The following is a 23448-nucleotide window of genomic DNA, read 5'->3' as shown; positions in this document are numbered from 1 at the left end:
CCATGGAAGCTATTTTGACGTCGACCGCCGTCGTCGCGCTCGCCGAGATCGGCGACAAGACGCAGCTGCTCGCTATCCTGCTCGCGACGCGGTTCCACCGGCCGATGCCGATCATCCTCGGCATATTGGTCGCGACGCTCGCCAATCATGCGCTGGCGGCGTTGCTCGGCGCATCGGCCGCCGCTTTCCTTGACAGCCCGATCTTCCGCTATGCGATCGGCCTGTCGTTCGTCGCGATGGCGGCGTGGACGCTGATCCCCGACAAGCTCGAGGATGACGAGGCGCCGAAGCCGCGGTTTGGGGCGTTCGTAACGACGCTGATCGCCTTCTTCCTCGTCGAGATGGGCGACAAGACGCAGGTCGCGACGATCGCGCTCGGCGCGCAATATCATAATGTGCTCGCGGTCACGACGGGGACGACGCTCGGCATGATGATCGCCAACGTGCCGGCGATCTTCCTAGGTAACGAGCTGCTGAAGCGCGTCGATCTGAACAAGGTGCGCATGGTCGCGGCCGCGCTGTTCCTCGTGATCGGCCTGTGGGTGCTCGCGCAGACCGCAGGGCTGATCGGCTAGCGGTCGCTATTCGGCTTCGGTGCTCAGGCCGAGTTCGGGAATTCCGATCGAACGCCTGCCGCCGAAGTCGGAGCGGACGACGACCGCGCCCTGCTTTTCCATATATTCGACGAGGCGGCGGATGCGGCCGGGCGAGCGCGTGCCATAGGCGCGGCCGAGCGCGTCGTCGTCGGGGCAGGGGCTGCCCTCTATCGCGGCGCGCGCGATCGCGACGAAGGGTGCGAGCATGTCGTCGGGCAGCCGGCTCGCGGCGTCGAGCAGTTCGCGCCATTTTGCGTCCGCCGGATCGAAGATGCCGCCCTTGGCGAGCGCGAAGCGCTTGCGGAACTGCGGCAGGTCGAGCGGCACGCGGCCGAGCTTTTGCATCCGGCAGCGCACCGAGAAATCCTGATAGAGGAAGGATTCGGGGTGAAAGGCGCAGTCGGGATCGGCGAGCATCTCCTCGAGCGCCGCGACGATCACGGGCTCGGCATCGGGCAGCTCGGTCTCGGGAAACAAGGTGGTTGGCACCGCGGGCACTTCGTCGTCACCGTCCTGTTCGGCGAACTGACGGATCAGATCCTGCGCCGCGACAGGCTGCGGCGCGGGCGCCGGTGTCGGTAGCGCCTGCGTTTCCAGCTCGGCGAACAGCATCGTGCGCATATCCTGCGGCTCGGCGCTCGGCAGCGGCAGCAGCCCGTGCGTGCCAGCGCGCGTAGCAGTTTCGGTCGATCCGATCTTCACCGCGACCGGGCGCCGCGAGATGGCAGGGCCGAGCCCAAGGAAATGCCCGCGTTCGAGGTCGCGGATCGCCTCAGCCTGCCGCCGTTCCATGCCGAGCAGGTCGGCGGCGCGCGCCATGTCGATGTCGAGGAAGGTGCGTCCCATCAGGAAATTGCTCGCCTCGGCGGCGACATTCTTCGCCAGCTTGGCGAGCCGCTGCGTCGCGATCGCGCCGGCAAGGCCGCGCTTGCGCCCGCGGCACATCAGGTTGGTCATCGCCGACAGACTGGCGCGGCGCACCGTATCGGAAACGTCGCCCGATGCGCTCGGCGCGAACATCTGCGCTTCGTCGACGACGACGAGTGCGGGAAACCAGTGCTCGCGCGGGGCGTCGAACAGCGCGTTCAGGAATATCGCGGCGCAGCTCATCTGCGCCTCGATGTCGAGCGTATCGAGCGCCACGATAACCGATGCACGATGCTCGCGGATGCGCGCGCCCATCGCGGCGATTTCGCGCTCGCTATAGTCGCCTGCGTTGACGACGATGTGATTGTAGCGGTCGGCGAGGGTAACGAAATCGCCTTCGGGGTCGATCACCACCTGCTGGACGAGACCGGCGCTCTCTTCGAGCAGGCGGCGCAGCAGATGCGACTTGCCCGACCCCGAATTGCCCTGGACGAGCAGACGCGTCGCAAGGAGCTCCTGCACATTGACGTGAACGGCGGCCCCCCGCTCGTCGGTCCCGATTTCGATGCTGCTGTTCACTGCCTTTCGCACCTATCGGCGCGCTCGATTCGGGGCAACCGGCGATGCTCGCGCGGCAAAGAAATTCGGCGGATGGGTTGCTGTCGCGCGTGTTCGCCATGCGCTAGGTCGTGGGAATGTCCCCGCCGATCCCGCTCAACCAACGCAATCTCGCCCGGCTTCCGGTCGATGTTGCGCGGCCATCCTATGATCGGGCGCTGCTGCGCGGCGGAATTGTGCATATCGGTATGGGCGGTTTTCACCGCGCGCATATGGCGCGTTACACGCATGATCTGATGGAGCGCCGGTCCGATGCGCTCGAATGGGGAATATGCGGCGTCGGGCTGATGCCGGGCGATGTCCGGCTCGCGGAAGTGCTGGGGCTGCAGGACAATCTCTACACGCTCGTCGAGCGCGATGCCGAGAGCGAGCAGGCGACGGTCATCGGCCCCGTCGCCCGGACGATCTTCGCACCCGCCGAAGCGGAGGCGCTCCGGGCCACGCTCGACGATCCATCGACCCGTATCGTCAGCCTGACGGTGACCGAGGCAGGCTATTGCCTCGATCCCGGAACGAAGCGGCTCAATCCCGATCACCCGCTGATCGCGCACGATCTTGCGCACCCTGACGCGCCGCAAAGCGCGATCGGCATTATCGCGGCAGCGCTCCGTCGCCGCCGGGACGCAGGGCTGGCGGCTTTCACCGCGCTCAGCTGCGACAATATCCAGCACAATGGCGATGTTCTCGGGCGGGCGGTTCTGGACTTCGCCGAGGCGCAGGAGGCCGGCTTGGCGCGCTGGATCGAGGATCGCGCGAGCTTTCCGAATACCATGGTCGACCGCATCACGCCGGTTACGCAGCCGACGGACGTCGTGACCTTTGCGGAGCGGTACGGCATCGAGGATGCGTGGCCGGTTTTCTCCGAGACCTTCCGCCAATGGGTCGTCGAGGACCGCTTCGTTGCGGGGCGTCCCGCGTGGGAAGAGGTTGGCGTACAGTTCGCCGTGGACGTCACGCCCTATGAGAAAATGAAGCTGCGCCTGCTCAACGCGAGCCACCTCGCGATTTCGGCGCCGGGCGAGCTGGCGGGTCACGTGCTGATCGACGAAGCAATGCATGACCTGCGGCTGAGCGCCTATATGGCCGCGCTGATGGACCGCGAGACCGGGCCGACGGTCGAGGCGCCGGCCGGCATTGATCTCGGCTCATACAAGGCGTCGCTGATCCGCCGGTTCGCCAATCCGAACATTCGCGACACGACCGCGCGCGTGAATATGGACGCGCCGCTCAACTATCTGCTCGATCCGCTCCGCGACCGGGTGCGGGCAGGGCAGGACTCGCCTCTGCTGCTCTATGCGCTCGCGGCATGGATCCGGCGCCTGCGGGGATACGACGATCGGGGGCGGACGATCGCGGTGCGGCATGTCATGGCGGATACCCTGATCCCGCTCGCCGCCGACGCGCGCGCAGTGCTGGCGCTCGAGCCCCTGTTCGGTGACCTCGCCGGGCACCCGGCGCTGGTCCCCGGCGTGTCGGACTGGCTGGCGGCGATGGAGGTCCACGGTACGCTCGGCGCACTCGGCCGCTATCTGGATGGCGACTAGGCGCCGATATCCCCGACCCGGTTGATGTTCAGGATCGGTGGCGCTTCGAGCGCAGCATAAGCTTGCGCCTCTGCCCACGCCTGAACCGATCGCGCGCGGCCTTCGGTCAGCCAGTCTTCCAGCGCCCCGCCGTCAGAGGTACGCCACAGGCCGATGACCGGACAGCCTGCGATATAGGCGCCGTCATCTGATCGGCAGAGCCGCTCCAGCAGGTCCGGCCGCACCTCGGGCGTGTCGCACGGGAGCGACAGGAGGTGAGTGAATCCGCCGGCTTTGGCGGCCTGCATTGCGCCGGCGAGGCCGCCTAGCGGTCCCATGCCGGGTTCCGGGCGATCGGATACGCCATGATGATCCGGATGGGCATGGCCCGAAACGAACAGGACTTCGCAATGGGGTTCGAGTGCGGCGATCGACCAGTCGATCAGCCGGCGGCCGCGATAGAGCACCTCCGCCTTGTCGCTGCCGAAACGCGACGAGCGGCCGCCGGCGAGGACGACGCCGGCGATCCGCTTCGTCGGATCAGTCAATCGTCCGCGCCAGTTCGCGGTTGAGCCACAGCGCGACGAGCGTGCAGATCGCGCCCGAGAGCAGATAGCCGCCCGCGGCGAGCAGGCCGAATTCGCTCGACAGCCAGAGCGCGACCATCGGCGCGAAGCCCGCGCCGAACAGCCAGGCAAGGTCGGTCGTCAGCGCTGAGCCGGTGTAGCGGTGACGCGGCGAGAAGTTCGACGACAGCGCCCCCGACGACTGGCCGAAGGAGAGGCCGAGGATCAGGAAGCCGAGGATCATGAACACCGCTTCGCCGGTTTCGCCCGCCGCAAGCAGCTGCGGCGCGAAGCCGCTGAATGCCGCGATCGCCGCGGCGGTCGCTCCCAGCAAAGTGCGGCGGCCGATGCGGTCGGCCAGATAGCCCGAGGCGATGATCGCGATCACCCCGACCATCGCGGCGATCGCCTCGATCATCAGGAAGCGCACCGGCGTTTCTTCGGTGAACAGGAAGACCCACGACAGCGGGAACACGGTCACCATATGGAACATCGCGAAGCTCGCGAGCGGGGCGAAGGCACCCATGATGATGATCCGCCATTCCGAACGCAGCGTCTCGGTCAGTTTCGCAGGCTCAAGATCGCGCTCGTCGAAAAGCCGGGCATATTCGGGGGTCACGACGATGCGCAGGCGCGCGAAGAGCGCGACGACATTGATCGCGAAGGCGACGAAAAAGGGATAGCGCCAGCCCCAGTCGAGGAAATCCTCGGCCGGCAGCGCGGCGATCAGGAACATGAAGAGCAGGCTGGCGACGATCAGACCTAGCGGGGCCCCGAGCTGGGGGATCATCGCGTACCAGCCGCGCTTGCCTTCGGGCGCGTTGATCGCGAGCAGCGAGGCGAGGCCGTCCCATGACCCGCCTAGGGCGACGCCCTGGCCCATGCGGAACAGCGCGAGCAGCAGGGCGGCGCCGATCCCCGCCGACTCGTAGCTTGGCAGGAAGGCGATCGCGGCGGTCGAACCGCCGAGGAGGAAGAGCGCAATCGTCAGCTTCGCACCGCGGCCATAGGCGCGGTCGATCGACGAAAAGATCATCGTGCCGACCGGACGCGCGGCGAAGGCGAGCGCGAAAATCGCGAAAGACCAGAGGGTTCCGGTCAGTGGATCGAGGTGCGGGAAGACGAGCTTCGGAAAAACGAGAACCGACGCGATCGCATAAACGAAAAAGTCGAAAAACTCCGAAGTCCGCCCTATGATCACCCCGATTGCGATTTCGGCAGGAGCAATGGGGTGGCCGTCGTCGTGCAATGCGCGGGCATCGCGTTCGGCCTCGGTCGTGGCGGTTTCGGCAGACATGGTTCAGGTCCTGCAGCTGGCGCCGCTTCTGCGGCGCGAGTCGGTCATAGGGCAAAAGCGCCCTTTATGAAATCGCCCCTGCGCTATCGTGCGGGCCGAGTGGATTGGACAAAATGTCCTATGTGCACTGCAACAAAGGAGGCCTAGGCGCGCATCATGCCAACGAAGCTCTCCCCTTTAATGGCCCGATTCCGGTGGTTGCCGGTGCTGGGCGCGCTGCCGCTCCTCGCGGGTTGCAACATGGTCGTGCTCGATCCGGCGGGCGACGTCGCGCGCCAGCAGGGTGACCTGATCGTCCTGTCGACCGTGCTGATGCTGCTGATCATCGTGCCCGTGATGGCGCTGACGATCTTCTTTGCGTGGCGCTACCGTGCGGCCAACAAGGAAGCTACCTATAAGCCTGACTGGGATCATTCGACGCAGCTCGAGCTGGTGATCTGGGCGGCGCCGCTGCTTATTATCATCTGCCTCGGCGCGGTCACCTGGGTCGCCACGCATCTGCTCGATCCGTATCGTCCGCTGGCGCGCACCGGGCCGGGGCAGGCGATCGCGGCGGACGTCAAGCCGCTCGACGTCCAGGTCGTCGCGCTCGACTGGAAATGGCTGTTCATCTACCCCGAACAGGGCGTCGCGACGGTCAATGAGCTCGCGCTGCCGGTGAACCGCCCGGTCCGCTTTCGCATCTCCTCCTCGTCCGTCATGAACAGCTTTTATGTCCCGGCGCTCGCGGGGCAGATTTATGCGATGCCCGGGATGGAGACCAAGCTCCACGGCGTCTTCGACAAGACCGGCGAGTTCGAGGGCTTTTCGGCCAATTATTCGGGCTGGGGCTTCTCGCAGATGCGTTTCAAGGTGAAGAGCCTGCCCGCGGGCGAGTTCGACGGCTGGGTCGCGAAGACCAAGGCGGCCACGGAGGGTGACCTCGACCGGATGGCCTATCTGAAGCTCGAAAAGCCGAGCCAGAAGGAACCGGTGCGCCGCTTCGCCGCGACCGATCCGCAGCTGTTCGACGCCGTCGTCAACATGTGCGTCGAGCCCGGTAAGATGTGCATGCACGACATGATGTCGATCGACGCCAAGGGCGGCGCGGGCATCGCCGGCATCGGGAACGTCCGCGACGTCACTTATGACAAATATGCCGCGCGCGGCACAACGGGCACCGTCGGCTGGAGCGTGCGCTATATTGCGGCGCTTTGCAGCGCGGCGATGGCGTCGGCCGACCGTCCCGACGCGAAGCCCGTGAATCCCGCCCCCCTCAAGGGCGAAGGGCTGCCGCATCCGAACAAGGCGCCCGAGCGCACCGCGCTCAACGCCGCCACCACCCGTCCGATCTCCTGACCGCAGGCGAACCCGCATGATCACCCCGCATCCCGCTCCCGAGACCGGTCCGTTCCTCGGTAAATTGTCGCTCGAAGCGCTGCCGCTGCACGAGCCGATCCTCGTCGTCACCTTCATCGTCGTCGTGCTCGGCGCGATCGGCGTGCTGGCGGCGATCACCAAATATCGCCTCTGGGGCTATCTGTGGACCGAGTGGTTCACGACGGTCGACCACAAGCGCATCGGGATCATGTACATGATCCTTGGCCTGATCATGTTCCTCCGCGGATTTTCCGACGCGATCATGATGCGCCTGCAGCAGGCGATGGCGTTCGGCGGATCCGAAGGCTATCTGCCGCCGCATCACTATGATCAGGTCTTCACCGCGCACGGCGTGATCATGATCTTCTTCGTCGCGATGCCGTTCATCACCGGTCTGATGAACTATATCGTCCCGCTACAGATCGGCGCCCGCGACGTCAGCTTCCCCTTCCTCAACAACTTCAGCTTCTGGATGACGACCTCCGGCGCCGTGCTGACGATGATCTCGCTGTTCGTCGGCGAATATGCGCAGACCGGCTGGCTCGCCTATCCGCCTTTGTCGGGGATCGCGTACAGCCCCAATGTCGGCGTCGATTATTATATCTGGGGTCTGCAGATAGCCGGGGTCGGGACGACCCTGTCCGGCATAAACCTGATCGTCACGATCCTGAAGCTGCGCGCACCGGGCATGGGCCTGATGAAGATGCCGGTCTTCACCTGGACCAGCCTCTGCTCGAACATCCTGATCGTCGCGAGCTTCCCGATCCTGACCGCAACGCTCGCGTTGCTGACGCTCGACCGCTACGCGGGCACCAATTTCTTCACCAACGATCTCGGCGGCTCGCCGATGATGTATGTGAACCTGATCTGGATCTGGGGGCACCCCGAAGTCTATATCCTCGTCCTGCCGCTGTTCGGGGTCTATTCGGAGGTCACCTCGACCTTCTCGGGCAAGAAGCTCTTCGGCTACAGCTCGATGGTCTATGCGACGGTGTGTATCACCATTCTGTCGTACATCGTCTGGCTGCACCATTTCTTCACCATGGGGTCGGGGGCGAGCGTTAACAGCTTCTTCGGCATCACGACGATGGTGATCTCGATCCCGACGGGGGCGAAGCTCTTCAACTGGCTTTTCACCATGTACCGCGGCCGGATCCGGTTCGAGCTGCCGATGATGTGGACGATCGCCTTCATGCTGACCTTCGTGGTCGGCGGGATGACCGGCGTCCTGCTCGCGGTGCCGCCCGCCGACTTCGTGCTGCACAATTCGCTGTTCCTGATCGCGCACTTTCACAACGTGATCATCGGCGGCGTGCTCTTCGGCCTGTTCGCGGCGATCAACTACTGGTGGCCGAAGGCATTCGGGTTCAAGCTCGACGTCTTCTGGGGCAAGATCAGCTTCTGGTGCTGGGTCGTCGGCTTCTGGCTTGCCTTCATGCCGCTCTATATCCTCGGCCTGATGGGGGTGACCCGCCGGATGCGCGTGTTCGACGATCCGAGCCTGCAGATCTGGTTCGTGATCGCCGCGATCGGCGCGGCCGTGATCGCCGTCGGCATCGCCGCGATGCTGATCCAGTTTGCGGTGAGCATCTGGCGGCGCAAGGAACTGGTCGACGAAAGCGGCGATCCGTGGGGCGGCCGCACGCTCGAATGGGCGACCAGCTCGCCGCCGCCCGATTATAATTTCGCCTTCACGCCGGTGATCCACGATCTCGACGCGTGGTACGACATGAAGAAGCGCGGGCATCAGCGTCCGGTGGGCGGCTTCCGCGACATCCATATGCCGAGCAACACCGGGACGGGGATGATCCTGTCGGGCTTCTGCCTCGTCATGGGTTTCGCGCTGGTCTGGCACATCTGGTGGCTGGTCATCGCGAGCTTCGCGGCGACGATCGTCGGCGCGATCTGGCATACCTTCAATTACAAGCGCGATTTCGACATTCCGGCGGCCACGGTCACCGCGGTCGAGGACGCGCGGACCCGCCAGCTGGCGGCCGGAGCCTGATGCGATGAGCACCAAAACCATCACCGCGGACGAGCCCGTCCAGTTTTACGACCTCGACGAGCATGCGCATCCCGAGGGGCACAGTACGATGCTGGGCTTCTGGATCTATCTGATGAGCGACTGCCTCATCTTTGCGATCCTGTTTGCCTGCTTCGCGGTGCTCGGCGGCAGCTATGCCGCTGGGCCGTCGCCGAAGGATCTGTTCGACCTGCCGCTCGTCGCGCTCAACACCGCGATGCTGCTCTTCTCGTCGATTACCTATGGCTTTGCGGTGCTGCAGATGCAGCAGGGCAAGGTGAAAGGGACGCAGCTGTGGCTCGCGATCACCGGGCTGTTCGGCCTCGCGTTCCTGGGAATCGAGCTTTACGAATTCCACCACCTGATCGAGATCGGTGCGACGCCGCAACGCAGCGCTTTCCTGTCGAGCTTTTTCACACTGGTCGGAACCCACGGGCTGCACGTGACCTTCGGCATCGTCTGGCTGGTCGTGCTGATGGTCCAGCTCGGCAAGCACGGGCTGATCGCGGCGAACAAGCGCCGCGTGATGTGCCTCAGCATGTTCTGGCACTTCCTCGACGTCGTGTGGATCGGCGTCTTCACGATTGTCTATCTGATGGGAGTGCTGCGATGAGCGCCGATCCTCACGGCCACGCGGCCGACGGTCATCACGAGATCGAGATGCCGCATGCCTCGATGCGTGATTATGTGATCGGCTTCGTCCTGTCGGTGATCCTGACCGCGATCCCGTTCTGGCTGGTGATGGAACGGCCCTTTTCGGCGGGCGCAACCGCGGCGATCATCATGGTCTTCGCGGCAGTGCAGATCGTCGTCCACATGGTCTTCTTCCTCCATATGACGCCAAAGGCCGAGGGCGGCTGGTCGCTGACCTCGCTCGTCTTCACCGTAATCGTCGTCGTGATCATGCTCGCGGGCTCGCTGTGGGTGATGCATCACCTCAATACCAACATGATGCCGCCGATGCCCGACACGAGCCAGCTGCCGTGACACGCACCCGCCGCGCGGCTTTTGCCGCCGCGGCGCTGGTCGCGGCGGCGCTTCTCGCGGCGCTCGGAGTCTGGCAAGTCGAGCGCCGTGCGTGGAAGCACGAACTGGTCGCGGCGGTCAATGCGCGCATTCATGCGGCGCCGGTTGCGGCGCCCGGCCCCGATCGTTGGCGGGGCCTCGACGCGAAGGACGACGCCTATCGACGCGTCACGGCGACGGGTCGCTTTGCCCACGACCGCGAGACTCTGGTGCAGGCAGTGACCGAGCGCGGTGCGGGCTATTGGGTGCTGACCCCGCTCGAAACGCCGGATTTCATCTTGCTCGTCAACCGCGGTTTCGTTCCGAAAGAGCGGAGCGATGAGGCGAGGCGTGCCAGGGGCAATGTCACCGGACCGGTGAAGGTGACGGGCCTGCTCCGTATCGCCGAGCCGGGAGGCGCGTTTCTCCGCGCGAATGACCCGTCAGCAAACCGCTGGTACTCGCGCGATGTTGCCGCGATCGCGAAGGCGAGGGGACTGGGCCGGACCGCACCCTATTTCGTCGACGCCGATGCGACGCCGAATCCCGGCGGCTATCCGGTCGGAGGGCTGACCGTGGTCCGCTTTCCCGACAACCATCTGGTCTATGCGCTGACCTGGTTCGCGCTTTGCGCGCTCAGCCTCTTTTTTGCCTGGCGGCTCTGGCATATGCGGGAGGAATGAGCGCTCCGACGATCCTGCCGACCGCCCCCGCCGAAGCCGACGCCGGCCGGCGGAACATGGCGTTGCTGATCCAGCTGCGCTGGCTTGCGGTCGGAGGCCAATTGGCGACGATCGGCATCGTCACCGGGGTGATGGATATTCGACTGCCGATTGCCCCATTGATGGGGGCGGTCGCGGCACTGATCGCGATCAACTTCGCAAGCATTGCCCTGCTTCGCCGCCGACGCGCGGTTACCAATGCCGAACTGACCGCCGAACTGCTTTGCGATGTCGCGGTACTTGGCTGGCAGCTGCACCACAGCGGCGGTCTCACCAATCCCTTTGCTTCGCTTTTCCTGTTGCAGGTGGTGATCGGCGCGATCCTGCTGACGTCGCGATCCTCATGGGGGATCGTGGCGGCGGCGCTCTTCGCGATCGCGATGCTGACGATCAATCCGACGCCGCTTGTCCTGCCGCCGCCTTACGCCACCGATCCCATGGGGCTCTATCTCCAGGGCAGCCTGGTCTGCTTCCTGCTGATCGCCGTGCTGCTCGTCGCTTTTGTCACGCGGATCGCGCGTAATCTGCGCGAGCGCGATGCGGCACTCGCGGCAAGCCGTCAGCGCGCGGCGGAGGAGGATCATATCGTCCGCATGGGTTTGCTTGCTTCGGGCGCTGCGCACGAACTGGGGACGCCGCTGTCGACGCTGTCGGTGCTGATCGGCGACTGGAAGGGCGCGCGAGCGCTCGCGAAGAAGCAGGATTTGCAGGACGATCTCGCCGAGATGGATGCGGCGGTGCGACGCTGCAAGACGATCGTCAGCGGCATCCTGATGTCGGCGGGCGAGGCGCGCGGGATCGCGCCCGAAATGACGACGATGCGTATCTTCCTGAACTCGGTCGTCGCCGACCACGCCGCGCGCTTTGCAGGACGGCTCGATTTCAACGACCGTTTCGGGGCCGATGTCGCCATCGTTTCGGATCCCGCGCTGCGGCAGGTAATCGGCAATGTCATCGACAATGCCGCCGAAGTCTCGCCCGAATGGCTGGGAATTACGGCTTCGCGCGACGGCGACACCGCGGTGATCGAGGTCGTCGATCGCGGACCCGGCTTCAGCGATGACATGATCGAGGGCTTTGGCCAGCCCTACCGCTCGACGAAAGGGCGGCCGGGGGGAGGGCTGGGCCTGTTCCTGCTGGTCAATGTCCTGCGCAAGCTTGGCGGCTGGGCGAGCGCGGAGAACCGTGACGCCGGCGGCGCCGTCGTCCGCATCATGTTGCCGCTCGATGCCGTTGCGGCGGAACAGGAGGCGATATGAGCACGCAGCGGCAGCTTCTGATCGTCGAAGACGATGATGCCTTTGCGCGGACGCTCAAGCGCTCGTTCGAAAGGCGGGACTATGCAGTACGCGTCGCCGCCAGCCCCGAGGAGGCCGAGGCGCTGCTCGCTGACTGGACGCCGGGCTATGCGGTGGTCGACCTGAAGCTCGGCAATGCGTCTGGGCTTGCCTGCGTCCAGACCTTGCGGGCGGCGGATGCGGCGATGCGGATCGTCGTGCTCACGGGGTTCGCGAGTATTGCAACCGCGGTCGAGGCCGTGAAGCTCGGCGCCTCCTATTATCTCGCCAAGCCGTCCAACACCGATGATATCGAGGCGGCTTTCGAACGGTCCGAAGGCAATGTCGACGCGCCGCTCGACGCGCGGCCATCGTCGATCAAGACGGTCGAGTGGGAGCATATCCACCAGACGCTCGTCGAGACGAATTTCAACATTTCGGAGGCAGCGCGGCGGCTGGGTATGCACCGGCGGACGCTCGCGCGGAAGCTCGAGAAGCGGCAGGTGAAATGATGCGCAGGCTCGCGCGCTTCGACCTCAACCTGTTGCAGGTGTTCGACGCGATCCACGCGAAGGGGGGCGTGTCGGCGGCGGCACGGCACCTCAACCTGTCGCAGCCCGCGATCAGCCATGCGCTCGCGAAGCTGCGGGATGCGTTCGATGACCCGCTGTTCGTGCGGCAGGGCAACAAGCTCGTGCCCACCCCCGCAGCGCGCGCGATCGCCGGGCCGGTGCGCGAGGCGCTGCGCGGGCTCGACGCGGCACTCGATGCGGCAGCCTCCTTCGATCCGGCGCAATCGACGCGCGAGTTTCGCATCGGCGTTCGTCTGTCGGGCGAGATGCCACGCTTCTCTTCGCTCGTCGGCCGCGTCCGGCGCGAGGCGCCGCATATCGCGCTCGCCAGCGTGACCTTCCGCCGCCGCGATCTGGTGATGGCGCTCGCCAATGGTGATCTCGACCTCGCGCTCGATGTCGCGCTCCCTGCCGACGATCGCCTCTGCCGCCACTATCTCGGCACCGAGCCGCTCGTGGTGGTCGCACGCAAGGGACATTCGCGCGTCGATGGCGCGATCGACCTCGATACCTATCTGGCGCTCGACCATGTCGTCGCGACCGCGCGGCCGCACGGGCCGGGGATCGAGGATATGGCGCTCGAACGCATGGGGCTCGGCCGCCGTGTCGCGGTGCGTTGCCAGCATGCGATCACCGCGTGGCAGATCATCGCCGAATCCGACATGCTCTATTCGCTGCCGCGCTCGCACGCTGAGGTGCTCGACGCGGTGTGGCCGATGCAGCTTGTCGAACTGCCGCTACCGGTGGAACGGGGCGGAACCTATCTCTACTGGCATCAGGCCGCGCAGGCCGATCCGGCGCTCGAATGGCTGCGCAGGATCATCATCGACGAGATGGCGAAGCCCGACTGATCATTCGCAATATGAATATCGGATATTCCGCTCTATCATTTTCATTGATGATAGAGGGCGGCTAGCTTCGCACCAAATCCAGCGGAGAAGCCGTCCATGACCGAAATCGAACTTCAAGCCGAACTCAACGATCTGCGCATGTCGAAGGAGGCGCAACCGCTCTTCGATGCGGTGAAGCGCCATATCGCGGAGAATGTCGATCCGATCACCGAGGAATTCTTCAAGCTGGGCGAGAACCGCGCCGACCGCTGGAGCTGGGCTCCCGGTCAGCTCGAACTGCTCGAAGGTGCCAAGGCAAAGGCCAAGGCCTCGGGCCTCTGGAATTTCTTCCTCCCGCACGGCGACACCGGTACCCCGCTTTCGAACCTCGACTATGCCTATATCGCTGCCGAACTCGGCAAGTCTCCGCTTGCGTCGGAATCGCTGAACTGCTCGGCGCCCGACACGGGCAATATGGAAGTGCTCGAAATGGTCGGCACGCCAGAGCAGAAGGATCGCTGGCTGAAACCGTTGCTCAACGGTGAAATCCGTTCGGCCTATGTGATGACCGAGCCGGGCGTCGCGTCATCCGACGCCAGCAATCTCGAAACAAGTGCGGTGCTCGACGGCGACGAGTGGGTCATCAACGGCGAGAAATATTTCATCAGCGGCGCGGGCGATCCGCGCTGCAAGATCCTGATCTGCATGCTCAAGACGAACCCCGAAGCGTCGCGGAAGGGTCAGCATTCTCAGATTCTCGTGCCGATGGACACACCCGGGGTGAAGGTGCTCGGGCCGATGCGCGTCTTCGGCGCCGACCATGCGCCGCAGGGGCATATGCACATGCGGTTCGAGAATGTCCGCGTCCCACGCGAGAATATCCTGCTCGGCGAGGGCAGGGGGTTCGAGATTTCGCAGATGCGCCTCGGCCCGGGCCGCATCCATCACTGCATGCGTACCATCGGCAAGGCCGAGGTCGCGCTCGACCTGATGGTGAAGCGCGGCAACTCGCGCACCGCCTTCGGCCGGCCGCTGTCGCAACTCGGCAAGAATCTTGAAGTTATTGCGCGGGCGCGCTGCGACATCGAGGCGATGCGGCTGATCGTGCTCAAGGCCGCCAAGGCGATGGACCTGCTCGGCAACCGCGAGGCGCGCGTCTGGGTCAGCATGGCCAAGGCGATGATCCCCGAGCGGGCGTGCCAGATCATCGACCAGGCGATCCAGATCCACGGTGCGACCGGCATCTCGCACTGGACGCCGCTGGCAGAACTCTACGCCGACGTGCGTCACCTGCGCTTCGCCGACGGTCCCGACGAGGTCCACTATATGGTCGTCGGCCGCGACGAGCTGTCGCGGCACTGAGGGTGCGTCAGAAGCTCTTCGGGAGCTTCAGGACATGTGTCGCGACGTGGCTCAATATCAGGTTCGTGCTGATCGGCGCGACCTGATAGAGCCGCGTTTCGCGGAACTTGCGCTCGATGTCATATTCCTCGGCAAAGCCGAAGCCGCCGTGCGTCTGGATGCACATGTCGGCGGCGTACCAGCTCGCTTCGGACGCGAGCATCTTCGACATGTTCGCCTCGGTCCCGCACGGTTCGCCCGCCTCGAACATCGCCGCCGCCTGATCGACCATCGCGGCGGCTGCGGATAGCTGGACATAGGCGCGCGCGATCGGGAACTGGATCCCCTGATTTTCGCCGATGGGACGTCCGAACACCTCGCGCCCGGCGGCATAGGCCGACGCGCGGTCGATGAAGAAGCGCCCGTCGCCGATGCATTCGCTCGCGATCAGGATGCGCTCGGCGTTCATGCCGTCGAGAATATATTTGAAGCCCTTGCCTTCCTCACCGATCAGGTTGGCGGCGGGCACGCGCAGGTCGTCGAAGAACAATTCGGTCGTTGCATGGTTGAGCATCGTGCGGACAGGGCGAATGGTCAGCCCGTTGCCGACCGCCTCGCGCATGTCGACGAGCAGCACGCTCATCCCGTCCGACGATTTGGCGACCTGATCGCGCGGGGTCGTGCGGACGAGCAGGACCATCAGATCGCTATGCTCGGCGCGGCTGATCCAGATCTTCTGGCCGCTCACAACATAATCGTCGCCGTCGCGGCGCGCGAAGGTCTTGATCCGTGTGGTGTCGGTGCCGCTTGTCGGTTCGGTAACGCCAAAGGCCTGCAGGCGAAGCGCGCCGCTGGCGATCGCGGGAAGGTAACGCGCCTTCTGTTCCGACGAGCCGTGCTTCAGGATGGTGCCCATCGTGTACATCTGGGCGTGGCAGGCGCCGCCGTTGCAGCCCGAACGATGGATTTCCTCGAGGATGGCGGTCGCGGCCGACAGGCCGAGGCCCGCGCCGCCGAACTCTTCGGGCACCAGCACCGACAGGAACCCTGCCTCGGTAAGGGTGCGGACGAACTCGGTCGGATAAATGCGGTCGCGGTCGAGCGCCTGCCAGTAGCTGCCGGGAAAATCGGCGCAGAGCCGGCGAACGGACTCGCGGATTTCGGGATGCGATAGCTCGGGCATGTGGCTCCTCTTCCTGTCGTCGAAAGATATGGTGCCATTGCCCTTAGCGGTGCTGCACGATGCGGCAACCCGCAATTCCGTGCAACCCGGTGCCGGTCTTCTAGGCGCCTCGCGAATGGCCGATAGCGCCTGCAGCCAGCCGGCTGCGCAGATATTGCTCCATTTCGCCGCGGCCGGTTGCGGTCAGCGCGACGTGCACGACGCGATTGTCGCGGTGCGACGGCTCGCGCGCCATCAGCCCGCATTCGACGAGGCGGCCGATCCAGCGGAGCGCGGTCGTTGGCGGCACGGCGGCGGCGATGCAAAGGCTGTGAATGCTGACGGGGCGTTTCAGATGTTCCTGAACATAGAGATCGAGCAGCATATCCCATGCCGGCTCGGCGAAAATCCCCGGGTGGAAGAGTGCATCGCGTCGCCTGCGGCTGGCATATTCCGCCTGTGCGATCGCAGCGAGAAGGCTTTCCTCGCTCTCATATCCGTTGGTGGGCGGCAGAGGCGCGCGCACCGATGCGTTCTGCATCTGCTGGAAGATTTCCTGGCCCATTACAGAAGACCCCTTTGTCTCATGCTGACGATATCGTTCCCGCCCACGACTAGATGGTCGAGCAGCTGGATTCCGACAGATTTGGTGAGTTGGGCGATCCGGCGCGTCAGGGCGATGTCCTCGGCGCTCGGTTCGGCGGAATGCGACGGATGATTGTGCGCCAGAATGATGCCATGCGCCCCCAGGTCAAAGGCACGGCCGAGGAGCCGTCGCAGATTGACCTCGACATGGGCGGTGGCCCCGTCCGCGATCTGCTCGTCGGCAAGATAGCCCCAGCCTCGCGTGACAAAGGTTGCGTGCAGGCATTCGGTTGCCGACCGGCCTATGCTGAAGCGCAGATATTCCCGGAAAGCCGGATCGTTGATCGACACGGGAGCTCGCGAAATGGTTTCGCGCAGTCCGGCACCGAAGAGCGTCCGCGCGGCGACGATAGCGTCGGCAAGCCGCCGGTCGCCTTCAAGCGCGGCGACGAGTTGCTCGGGGCTAGCTGCAAGCGCACGGCCAAGGCCGCCGAAATGGCGGATCAGCCGGTCGGCGGCAATTTCTGCGAGGCCGCCCGCGAAGGGCTCGAGGAGGTTCGCCACGGCGGGTAAGGCCCGTAACGCTTCACGCGCCTCGCGTGCATCCATATCCCTCCCGCCAGGATCAGCAGGATGAAGTAGAAGGGCCCGTACGTCATCAGCCCGTACGCCGACTTCACGAGCTTTGCGTCCACCTCGCGCGCGAAGTGCGAGATGACGGAAACGAGCTGAAAGGCCGAGAGCCATAGCGGATAGACCCGGTTCGCCGACAAGGCGACGCCGATGAAGACGGCGGCGGCAGTGACGTCGATGAAAAGATGACCAAGGTCGACGGAGGCATATATCGTGCCGCGATCAATGACCGCGTGATACAACCGGTCGCCCAGATTCATGAAAACGATCACCGCCACGCAAAGCCGTTCGGGTGCTGCCCCCCAACGCCAGGCCGCCACGATAAGAAGCAGCATCGTCGTCAGGTTGAATTCCCACAGCCAGGTCATGTGACCACGGTGGCTGCGCGCGGCGGTGTCGTCAATTGCTAGGCGGCGTTTTCCTGCCCGAGATTTCCCGTCTCGCCGAAGGGATCCGTATCTTCGTGCCCCGACGATCCGGTGATCCGGACTTTCGCGCGGACAAGGGCGTCGTGCGACCGAAAAACGTCGTTGGCCGAGGCGATGTCGGACTGGATCGCGCGGCCCAGCCGGACGATGGCGTCCTGCCCGATATGCGGGGCAGGGGCTTCCTCGCTCTGCCGCGTCCGGAGTATCGAACTCAGGACTTCCAGTTTCGCGAGCAGGCTCTCGTCAGCCTTCGATTCTGCCCTGCGGATCTGGGTGCGAATTCGCGTCATATACGCTGGAATGGGTGTGGTCATGGCAGTTCCCCCGGACCCCGGGCTCGCACGCGAAGGTCCGTCAACGATCGGGGCCGCTATTTGCCGACCACCGCCGTGAGAGCACCCGCCGCGGCCAGGCCGAGGACGAGGCTTGCAACGATCCCGAACAAGATGATCGCGATCGCGGCGCCACGGGTCAGTGCGGCATTTTCGCCGTCGAGCACCCCGGGAACAACCTTTGGGAGCTTCACCGCAGTCCAGGGGGGATCAATCGATATCTCGAGCGAGTCCCCGAAGCGCAGCGGATCGTCATGGCTGTCCTCGACCGGGTTCTGACCGGGTTCGGGCGCCGGGGCGAGACGAAGACTTTGCCTGTAAGTTTCTACACGTGCGGCCGGCGCGGTTTCCGACGGCAGTTTCGCCATCGCCCAGTCGCGATACCGGCGCGCCAGTTCGAGCCGGGTGATCCCCGAAAACCGCGTGCGCAGCAGCTCGATCCGGCGATTGACGGCAGATTCGGAGAGGTCGAGCGCCGAGGCGATCTCCTTCGAGGTGCGGCCGTTCGCAAGCAGGTCCAGCACCGCCGCCTGCTTGTCGGTCAGCGATGCGAAGTCCCCGCCATTTTTATCCGTCGCGCCCATGCGCGCGAATAACCATGTTTCGGCAGCCCGAAACAAGATGGAAATATCGAATCATTCACGCGGGGTGGCGGGCCGGCCGTGGTAACGGGCGCCTATCCGGCCGCGATGTAGATGCTTTGCGGCGCCATATATTCGAGCATGCCGTCCATGCCGTTCTCCACGCCGAACCCGCTTTGCTTGTGTCCCGCGAACGGCGTATCGGGCCGGAGCATCAGATTCTGGTTGATCCAGACCGTCCCGGTTTCAAGTCGGCGGGCGACGGCGACGGCCTGATCGACATTCTTCGACCACACCGCACCGGCGAGACCATATTCGCTGGCGTTGGCGCGATCGATGACTTCGTCGAGATCGTGAAAGCGCATCATCGGCAGAACGGGGCCGAAGGCCTCCTCCTGCACGACGGCCGAATCCTCGGGCGGGTTGTCGATGATCGTGACGGGGATGAAATAGCCCCCCGTGTCGGGGCCGGCCGGCCCCTCCACAAGCGTCAGCCCGGCGTCCCTTGCGTCTTCGATCAGCGCCGATACCCGCTCGAACTGGCGCCGGTTCTGCAGGGGGCCGAGAACGGTACCCTGTTCGCTTCCGTCACCGAGTTTCACGGACTGCGCGATCGCCGCGAGCCGGTCGCGCAGTCCGTCATAAATGCTGTCATGGACGTAGAGGCGCTTGGTTGCGACGCAGATCTGGGCGCTGTTGAAAAAGGCGCCGAAGAATATTTTCTGCGCCACGTCGTCGAGATCGACGTCGGACATGACGATCGCCGCATCGTTGCCGCCAAGCTCGAGCGTCAGGCGCTTCAGATCCTTCGCCGCGCTTTCCATCACGCGCTTGCCGGTCGCGGTCGATCCGGTGAAAGAGATCTTCGCAAAGCCCGGATGCGCGGTCATCAGCGGGCCGAGCGCGTCGCCGCCCGAAATGATATTGAGAACGCCCGCGGGGAACGCGTCTTTCAGCAATTCGCCGATCTTGAGCATGCAGAGCGGGGTGAAGGGCGAAGGCTTGAGCACGATGGTATTGCCGGCGGCGAGAGCGGGGGCGATCTTCCAGATCGAGAGATTGACCGGGAAATTCCACGGCGAAATCGCACAGACGGCGCCGAGCGGCACATAATTCGTCTCGACCCGCTGGCCATCGCCGTTATCGATGACATGCGCGGGCGGTGTCATCGCCGCATAGGCGCGGAGCCACGCCACCGCGATACCGATTTCCGACAGGGCACCATCGGTCGGACGGCCCTGTTCGCGCGTGAAAAGCCGCGCAAGCTGTTCGGCATTGGCGTCGAGAATGTCCGCGGCTTTCAGCAGACAGGCCTGCCGCTCGCCGATCGGCACCGCACGCCATGCCCTGAACGCCCGCCGCGCGGCCGCCACCGCAATATCGAGTTGTTCCGGCGAGCAATCGGGGGCAGCCGCGAATATCTGCCCGTTCGCGGGATTGATCACCTCTATCTGTGCGTCGCCGGTCACCAGCGCGCCGTCGATGAGCATCGAATATCCGGTCTCGAAATTCATGATGGCCTCTCCTGCGATCCGATTGACTCGGATTAAATGAGCATTTAAACGCTCGATTAAATGAACATTTAAACTGCGTCAAGGAGAGGCGCCGCGATGGCCATCGATCCGCAAACCCCCATATTGGTCGGCGTCGGCCAGATCGTTCGCCATTGGGACGGTCAGGGTATCGACGACGCACCGGGCCCGCTCGGGCTTCAACTCGCAGCGGCCAAACGGGCGCTCGCCGATAGCGGCGCTGCCGAGGCGCTGCGCCGGATGATCGACGGCGTTGTCGTCTTGCGTGCCAATCACGACTCGATCGAGGGCGTGCGCCATCCGTTCGGGCGCTGCACCAACCCGCCCGCCACGCTGGCGGCGGAACTGGGGATCGAGGGCGCGCGCTGCATCTATTCGGTCGTGGGGGGCGATCAGCCACAGGCGCTGGTGAACGAGGCGGCGGAGGCGATCTTTGCGGGCGATGCCGAAGCGGTTCTGCTGGCAGGGGCCGAGGCGACGGCGGCGATGAAGCAGGCGTTGAAGGCGCGGCTGACGCTTGACTGGTCGTACAGTGTCGAGGGCCCATGGGAGGACCGCGGGCTGGGGCCGTCGCTCCTGACAGACTATGAGCGCGTGAACGGCTTGGCCATGCCCACGCAGACCTATCCGGCGTTCGAGCAGGCGCTGCGCGCACGGTTGGGGCTTGACCGGTCCGCCTATGTCGCGCTGATGTCCGAGCTGTGGGAGGGCTTCTCGCAGGTTGCAGCGGAGAACCCTTATTCGCAATTCCCGCAGAGCCGCTCGCGCGATTTCCTCGCGACGCCGGGCGACGCCAATTATCCGGTCGCCGAGCCCTATCTCAAATGGCATGTCGCGCAGGACGCGGTGAATCAGGGGGCGGCGGTCATCCTGACCTCCGTCGGTGCAGCGCGGCGTGCCGGAATCGATCCCGCCAAATGGGTCTATCTGCATGGCTATGCCGCCGTAAAGGATCGGCCGGTCATGGAGCGGCCCGATCTGTCGCGGTCGCGCGCGATCGAGGCGGCGCTACAGGGCGCGCTCGATATGGCGGGGAAGACGGTGCCCGGCATCGACCGGTTCGATCTCTACAGTTGCTTTCCCTGTGCGGTGCTGCTCGCAGCAGAGGCACTGGGGGTGGACTGGCGGCATACCCGCTGCACCGTCACCGGCGGGTTGCCCTTCTTCGGAGGGGCGGGGAACAATTATTCGATGCACGCCATCGCAACGATGGCCGATCGGCTCCGCGCTTCGCCCGGCGAATTCGGTCTCATCCTCGCCAATGGCGGTTTCCTCTCGAAGGAAGCGGCCGGCGTCTATTCGACCGAGCCCGTCGAAAACTGGCGGCCGCGCCGCGACGACGCCGGGCAGCGCGACATCGACGACGCGCCTGCGCCGGCCTTGCTCGCCGAGACCACCGACGCGCTTATCGACAGTTATACGGTGACCTGGAAGAAGGGGCAGCCTTCACGCGGCTATGTCATCGCGTCAAACGAAAAGGGGCGCGTACTGGCCCGGGTCCGTACGGGGCACCGCGCGACGCTGGCGTGCCTTGCCGAACAGGATGCGATCGGCCGGTCGGTTCGCATCGTTCACGAGCAGGGTGTAAATTTCGTCGAACCTGCAAGCCGGCTCTGCGAGCCCGCACCCGCAGCTGGGCTGGCGGCGCGGCGGTTCGGGCATGTGCTGGTCGAGCGTCACGGGCATGTCCTCGAGGTCACGCTAAACCGGCCCGAGGCCATGAACGCGCTTTTCAGCGGGGTGCATTTCGAGCTGCACGAGATCTGGGATGATTTCGAGCGCGACCCCGACCTGTGGGTCGCGATCGTCACGGGGGCGGGCGACCGGGCCTTTTGCAGCGGCAACGACCTGAAAGTCACGGCGAAGGGCGGGGACATGTCGATCCCGCCATCCGGCTTTGCAGGACTCTGCTCGCGCTTCGACCGGACCAAGCCGGTCATCGCCGCGGTGAACGGGGTGGCTATGGGCGGAGGCCTTGAAATCGTCCTTGCCTGCGACCTTGCCGTTGCCGCGGCGAGCGCACGCTTCGCGCTGCCGGAAGTAAAGGTCGGCCTTTATGCGGCGGCGGGCGGCGTCCAGCGGCTGACGCGTCAGATCGGGCGCAAGGCGGCGATGGAACTCATTCTGACGGGACGGCATTTCGACGCTACCGAGGCGCGGGAACTTGGCGTCATCAACGATGTCGTCGATGGCGATGCGCTGGGCGCCGCGCGGGCGCTCGCCGAACGGCTGCTCGAAAATTCGCCGTCGGCGATCCGCGCCTCGAAAGAGGCGCTCAACAAACTCGAAGATCTGGAATCGCTCGAGGAGGCGATGGCGGCCAACGGACGCATCTTCGGACGGCTGATGCGCACGCGCGATTTCCGCGAGGGCGTCAGCGCCTTTGCCGAAAAGCGCAAACCCGAATGGAGCGGATCGTGACGATTGCGATGGACGGCAGGCCGATGCTGGACGGGATCCGGGTGGTCGATCTGACGAGCGTCGTCTTCGGCCCCTATTGCACGCATATCCTCGCCGAACTCGGCGCCGAGGTGATCAAGGTCGAGGCACCGGGCGCGGGCGATGCATTCCGCTGGTCGGGCAAGGCCGCGGCGACGCCTGGGATGAGTCCCGGCTTCATGGCGATCAACCGCGGCAAGCAGTCGGTCGCGCTCGATCTCAAGACCCCCGATGACCTCGCGTGCATGAAGGCGCTGCTCGAAGACGCCGACGTGTTCGTGCTCAACGTGCGCGGCAAGGCGGTCGAGCGGCTGGGGCTCGACTATGCCGCGGTGCGGGCGATCAATCCCGATATCATCTATGCGCATTGCGTGGGCTTCGGGCAGCACGGCCCCTATGCCGACCTGCAGGCCTATGACGATGTGATCCAGGCGGCGACGGGGACGGCAACCTTGTTGCCGCGCGTCGACGGCAATCCGCGTGCGCGCTACCTGCCGTCGCTGATCGCCGACAAGGTCGCGGGCCTTCACGCCGCCTATGCGGTGCTCGCCGCCGTGATCCACAAGCTCAGGACGGGAGAGGGGCAGAAGATAGAGATCGCGATGTTCGAGGCGTTCAGCCATTTCATGCTCCTCGAACATCTCGCCGGACAGAGCTTCGATCCCCCGAACGCGCCCGTCGGCTATTTCCGCCAGATCGATCCCGACCGGCAGCCTTTCCCGACGCGCGACGGCTTCGTCAGTATCGTGCCCTATACCGATGAAGCCTGGCCGAAGATGTTCGAGGTGCTCGGCAATCCGGGGTTTCTGAATGACGAGCGGTTCGCGACCCGCAAGGCGCGGACGGTCAATCTGGCGCTGCTCTACCGCGAAATGGCCCGGCTGACCCCGGCTTTTACCACGGACGAACTGATCGCGAAATGCCATGCGGCGCAGATACCTGCGCAGCCGGTGCGCGATATCGCCGATATCATGGACGACCCGCATCTGGCAGCGACAGGCTTTTTCTCGCGGCAGGAGCATCCGAGCGAAGGGGGCTATTTCGCGATGGAGCATCCGGTGCGCTTTGCAAAGCCGCTCGAATCAGCCAAGCGTCATGCGCCGCGGCTGGGCGAACAGTCCGACCGGATCCGCGCGAGGCTGAAGGGGCAATGACGGGGG

The 23448-nt window shown here is 65.0% G+C and carries 23 protein-coding genes; 13 read left to right on the top strand and 10 right to left on the bottom strand.

The genetic code is table 11. The features are described from left to right. Window positions 1–2 precede the first annotated feature (2 nt). Window positions 3–575 carry a TMEM165/GDT1 family protein gene (locus L7H23_RS03730; RefSeq protein ID WP_237838023.1) on the top strand — a complete coding sequence of 191 codons (573 nt, stop codon included), beginning with the start codon at window positions 3–5 and terminating at the stop codon, window positions 573–575. Between the two features lie 6 nt (window positions 576–581). On the opposite strand, the gene L7H23_RS03725 is transcribed toward L7H23_RS03730, so the two are convergent. Continuing rightward, complete coding sequence (locus L7H23_RS03725; RefSeq protein ID WP_237838022.1) at window positions 582–2042, bottom strand: ATP-binding protein; 1461 nt, start codon at window positions 2040–2042, stop codon at window positions 582–584. Between the two features lie 116 nt (window positions 2043–2158). Between L7H23_RS03725 and L7H23_RS03720 the strand changes: the two genes are divergently transcribed. Then, window positions 2159–3625 (top strand): mannitol dehydrogenase family protein, encoded by a 1467-nt coding sequence (locus L7H23_RS03720; protein WP_237838021.1) that lies wholly within the window; start codon window positions 2159–2161, stop codon window positions 3623–3625. On the opposite strand, the gene L7H23_RS03715 is transcribed toward L7H23_RS03720, so the two are convergent. After that, complete coding sequence (locus L7H23_RS03715; RefSeq protein ID WP_237838020.1) at window positions 3622–4152, bottom strand: molybdenum cofactor guanylyltransferase; 531 nt, start codon at window positions 4150–4152, stop codon at window positions 3622–3624. The genes L7H23_RS03720 and L7H23_RS03715 overlap by 4 nt on opposite strands. Continuing rightward, complete coding sequence (locus L7H23_RS03710) at window positions 4145–5467, bottom strand: MFS transporter (RefSeq protein WP_237838019.1); 1323 nt, start codon at window positions 5465–5467, stop codon at window positions 4145–4147. The genes L7H23_RS03715 and L7H23_RS03710 overlap by 8 nt, the downstream gene beginning before the upstream one ends. A 180-nt stretch (window positions 5468–5647) precedes the next feature. Between L7H23_RS03710 and cyoA the strand changes: the two genes are divergently transcribed. The 9 genes from cyoA (at window position 5648) to L7H23_RS03665 (ending at window position 14617) form a co-directional block, all read left to right on the top strand. Then, complete coding sequence (gene cyoA, locus L7H23_RS03705; RefSeq protein ID WP_237838018.1) at window positions 5648–6805, top strand: ubiquinol oxidase subunit II; 1158 nt, start codon at window positions 5648–5650, stop codon at window positions 6803–6805. A 16-nt stretch (window positions 6806–6821) separates the two neighbouring features. Continuing rightward, a complete protein-coding gene (gene cyoB, locus L7H23_RS03700; protein ID WP_237838017.1) occupies window positions 6822–8831 on the top strand; it encodes a cytochrome o ubiquinol oxidase subunit I in 2010 nt (669 codons plus the stop codon). A gap of 4 nt (window positions 8832–8835) precedes the next feature. Then, on the top strand, window positions 8836–9462 hold the full coding sequence (gene cyoC / locus L7H23_RS03695) for a cytochrome o ubiquinol oxidase subunit III (RefSeq protein ID WP_237838016.1): 627 nt from the start codon (window positions 8836–8838) through the stop codon (window positions 9460–9462). After that, entirely contained in the window at window positions 9459–9836 is a 378-nt protein-coding gene (cyoD, locus tag L7H23_RS03690; protein ID WP_237838015.1) for a cytochrome o ubiquinol oxidase subunit IV, read from the top strand. The genes cyoC and cyoD overlap by 4 nt, the downstream gene beginning before the upstream one ends. Next, entirely contained in the window at window positions 9833–10537 is a 705-nt protein-coding gene (locus L7H23_RS03685) for an SURF1 family protein (RefSeq protein WP_237838014.1), read from the top strand. Before cyoD ends, L7H23_RS03685 begins: the two co-directional genes overlap by 4 nt. Then, window positions 10534–11835, top strand: coding sequence for an ATP-binding protein (locus L7H23_RS03680; protein WP_237838013.1), 1302 nt, complete (start codon window positions 10534–10536; stop codon window positions 11833–11835). The genes L7H23_RS03685 and L7H23_RS03680 overlap by 4 nt, the downstream gene beginning before the upstream one ends. Beyond that, window positions 11832–12365 (top strand): response regulator transcription factor, encoded by a 534-nt coding sequence (locus L7H23_RS03675; RefSeq protein WP_237838012.1) that lies wholly within the window; start codon window positions 11832–11834, stop codon window positions 12363–12365. The genes L7H23_RS03680 and L7H23_RS03675 overlap by 4 nt, the downstream gene beginning before the upstream one ends. Further along, window positions 12362–13276: a LysR family transcriptional regulator gene (locus L7H23_RS03670; RefSeq protein ID WP_237838011.1), complete on the top strand. Its 915-nt coding sequence runs from the start codon at window positions 12362–12364 to the stop codon at window positions 13274–13276. The genes L7H23_RS03675 and L7H23_RS03670 overlap by 4 nt, the downstream gene beginning before the upstream one ends. Before the next feature lie 96 nt (window positions 13277–13372). After that, window positions 13373–14617 carry an acyl-CoA dehydrogenase family protein gene (locus L7H23_RS03665; RefSeq protein ID WP_237838010.1) on the top strand — a complete coding sequence of 415 codons (1245 nt, stop codon included), beginning with the start codon at window positions 13373–13375 and terminating at the stop codon, window positions 14615–14617. Window positions 14618–14624: 7 nt separating this feature from the next. Here L7H23_RS03665 and L7H23_RS03660 read toward each other — a convergent pair whose 3' ends face one another. The 7 genes from L7H23_RS03660 to L7H23_RS03630 all read right to left on the bottom strand — a co-directional run bounded on the left by L7H23_RS03660 (window position 14625) and on the right by L7H23_RS03630 (window position 19831). Continuing rightward, window positions 14625–15779, bottom strand: a complete 1155-nt coding sequence (locus L7H23_RS03660) for an acyl-CoA dehydrogenase family protein (RefSeq protein ID WP_237838009.1) — start codon at window positions 15777–15779, stop codon at window positions 14625–14627. A 100-nt stretch (window positions 15780–15879) separates the two neighbouring features. Next, window positions 15880–16323, bottom strand: a complete 444-nt coding sequence (locus L7H23_RS18570; protein ID WP_345790418.1) for a MarR family transcriptional regulator — start codon at window positions 16321–16323, stop codon at window positions 15880–15882. Next, complete coding sequence (locus L7H23_RS03650; protein ID WP_237838008.1) at window positions 16323–16952, bottom strand: JAB domain-containing protein; 630 nt, start codon at window positions 16950–16952, stop codon at window positions 16323–16325. Before L7H23_RS03650 ends, L7H23_RS18570 begins: the two co-directional genes overlap by 1 nt. Continuing rightward, window positions 16847–17344: a hypothetical protein gene (locus L7H23_RS03645; RefSeq protein ID WP_237838007.1), complete on the bottom strand. Its 498-nt coding sequence runs from the start codon at window positions 17342–17344 to the stop codon at window positions 16847–16849. Before L7H23_RS03645 ends, L7H23_RS03650 begins: the two co-directional genes overlap by 106 nt. A gap of 38 nt (window positions 17345–17382) precedes the next feature. Then, window positions 17383–17718 (bottom strand): hypothetical protein, encoded by a 336-nt coding sequence (locus L7H23_RS03640; RefSeq protein ID WP_237838006.1) that lies wholly within the window; start codon window positions 17716–17718, stop codon window positions 17383–17385. Between the two features lie 56 nt (window positions 17719–17774). Then, window positions 17775–18320 (bottom strand): helix-turn-helix transcriptional regulator, encoded by a 546-nt coding sequence (locus tag L7H23_RS03635; protein ID WP_237838005.1) that lies wholly within the window; start codon window positions 18318–18320, stop codon window positions 17775–17777. 92 nt (window positions 18321–18412) lie between these two features. Beyond that, window positions 18413–19831: an aldehyde dehydrogenase family protein gene (locus tag L7H23_RS03630; RefSeq protein ID WP_237838004.1), complete on the bottom strand. Its 1419-nt coding sequence runs from the start codon at window positions 19829–19831 to the stop codon at window positions 18413–18415. A 96-nt stretch (window positions 19832–19927) separates the two neighbouring features. Here L7H23_RS03630 and L7H23_RS03625 point away from each other — a divergent pair, with 96 nt between their 5' ends. Together L7H23_RS03625 and L7H23_RS03620 are read left to right on the top strand one after the other, a co-directional pair. Continuing rightward, a complete protein-coding gene (locus L7H23_RS03625; protein WP_237838003.1) occupies window positions 19928–22270 on the top strand; it encodes an enoyl-CoA hydratase-related protein in 2343 nt (780 codons plus the stop codon). After that, window positions 22267–23442, top strand: coding sequence for a CoA transferase (locus L7H23_RS03620; protein ID WP_237838002.1), 1176 nt, complete (start codon window positions 22267–22269; stop codon window positions 23440–23442). The genes L7H23_RS03625 and L7H23_RS03620 overlap by 4 nt, the downstream gene beginning before the upstream one ends. Window positions 23443–23448: the final 6 nt, after the last annotated feature.

It is taken from the genome of Sphingopyxis sp. BSN-002 (genome assembly GCF_022024275.1).
GTDB lineage: Bacteria > Pseudomonadota > Alphaproteobacteria > Sphingomonadales > Sphingomonadaceae > Sphingopyxis.
The sequence above is the reverse complement of the archived record's forward strand: the minus strand, read 5'-3'. Positions and strand labels throughout refer to the sequence as shown.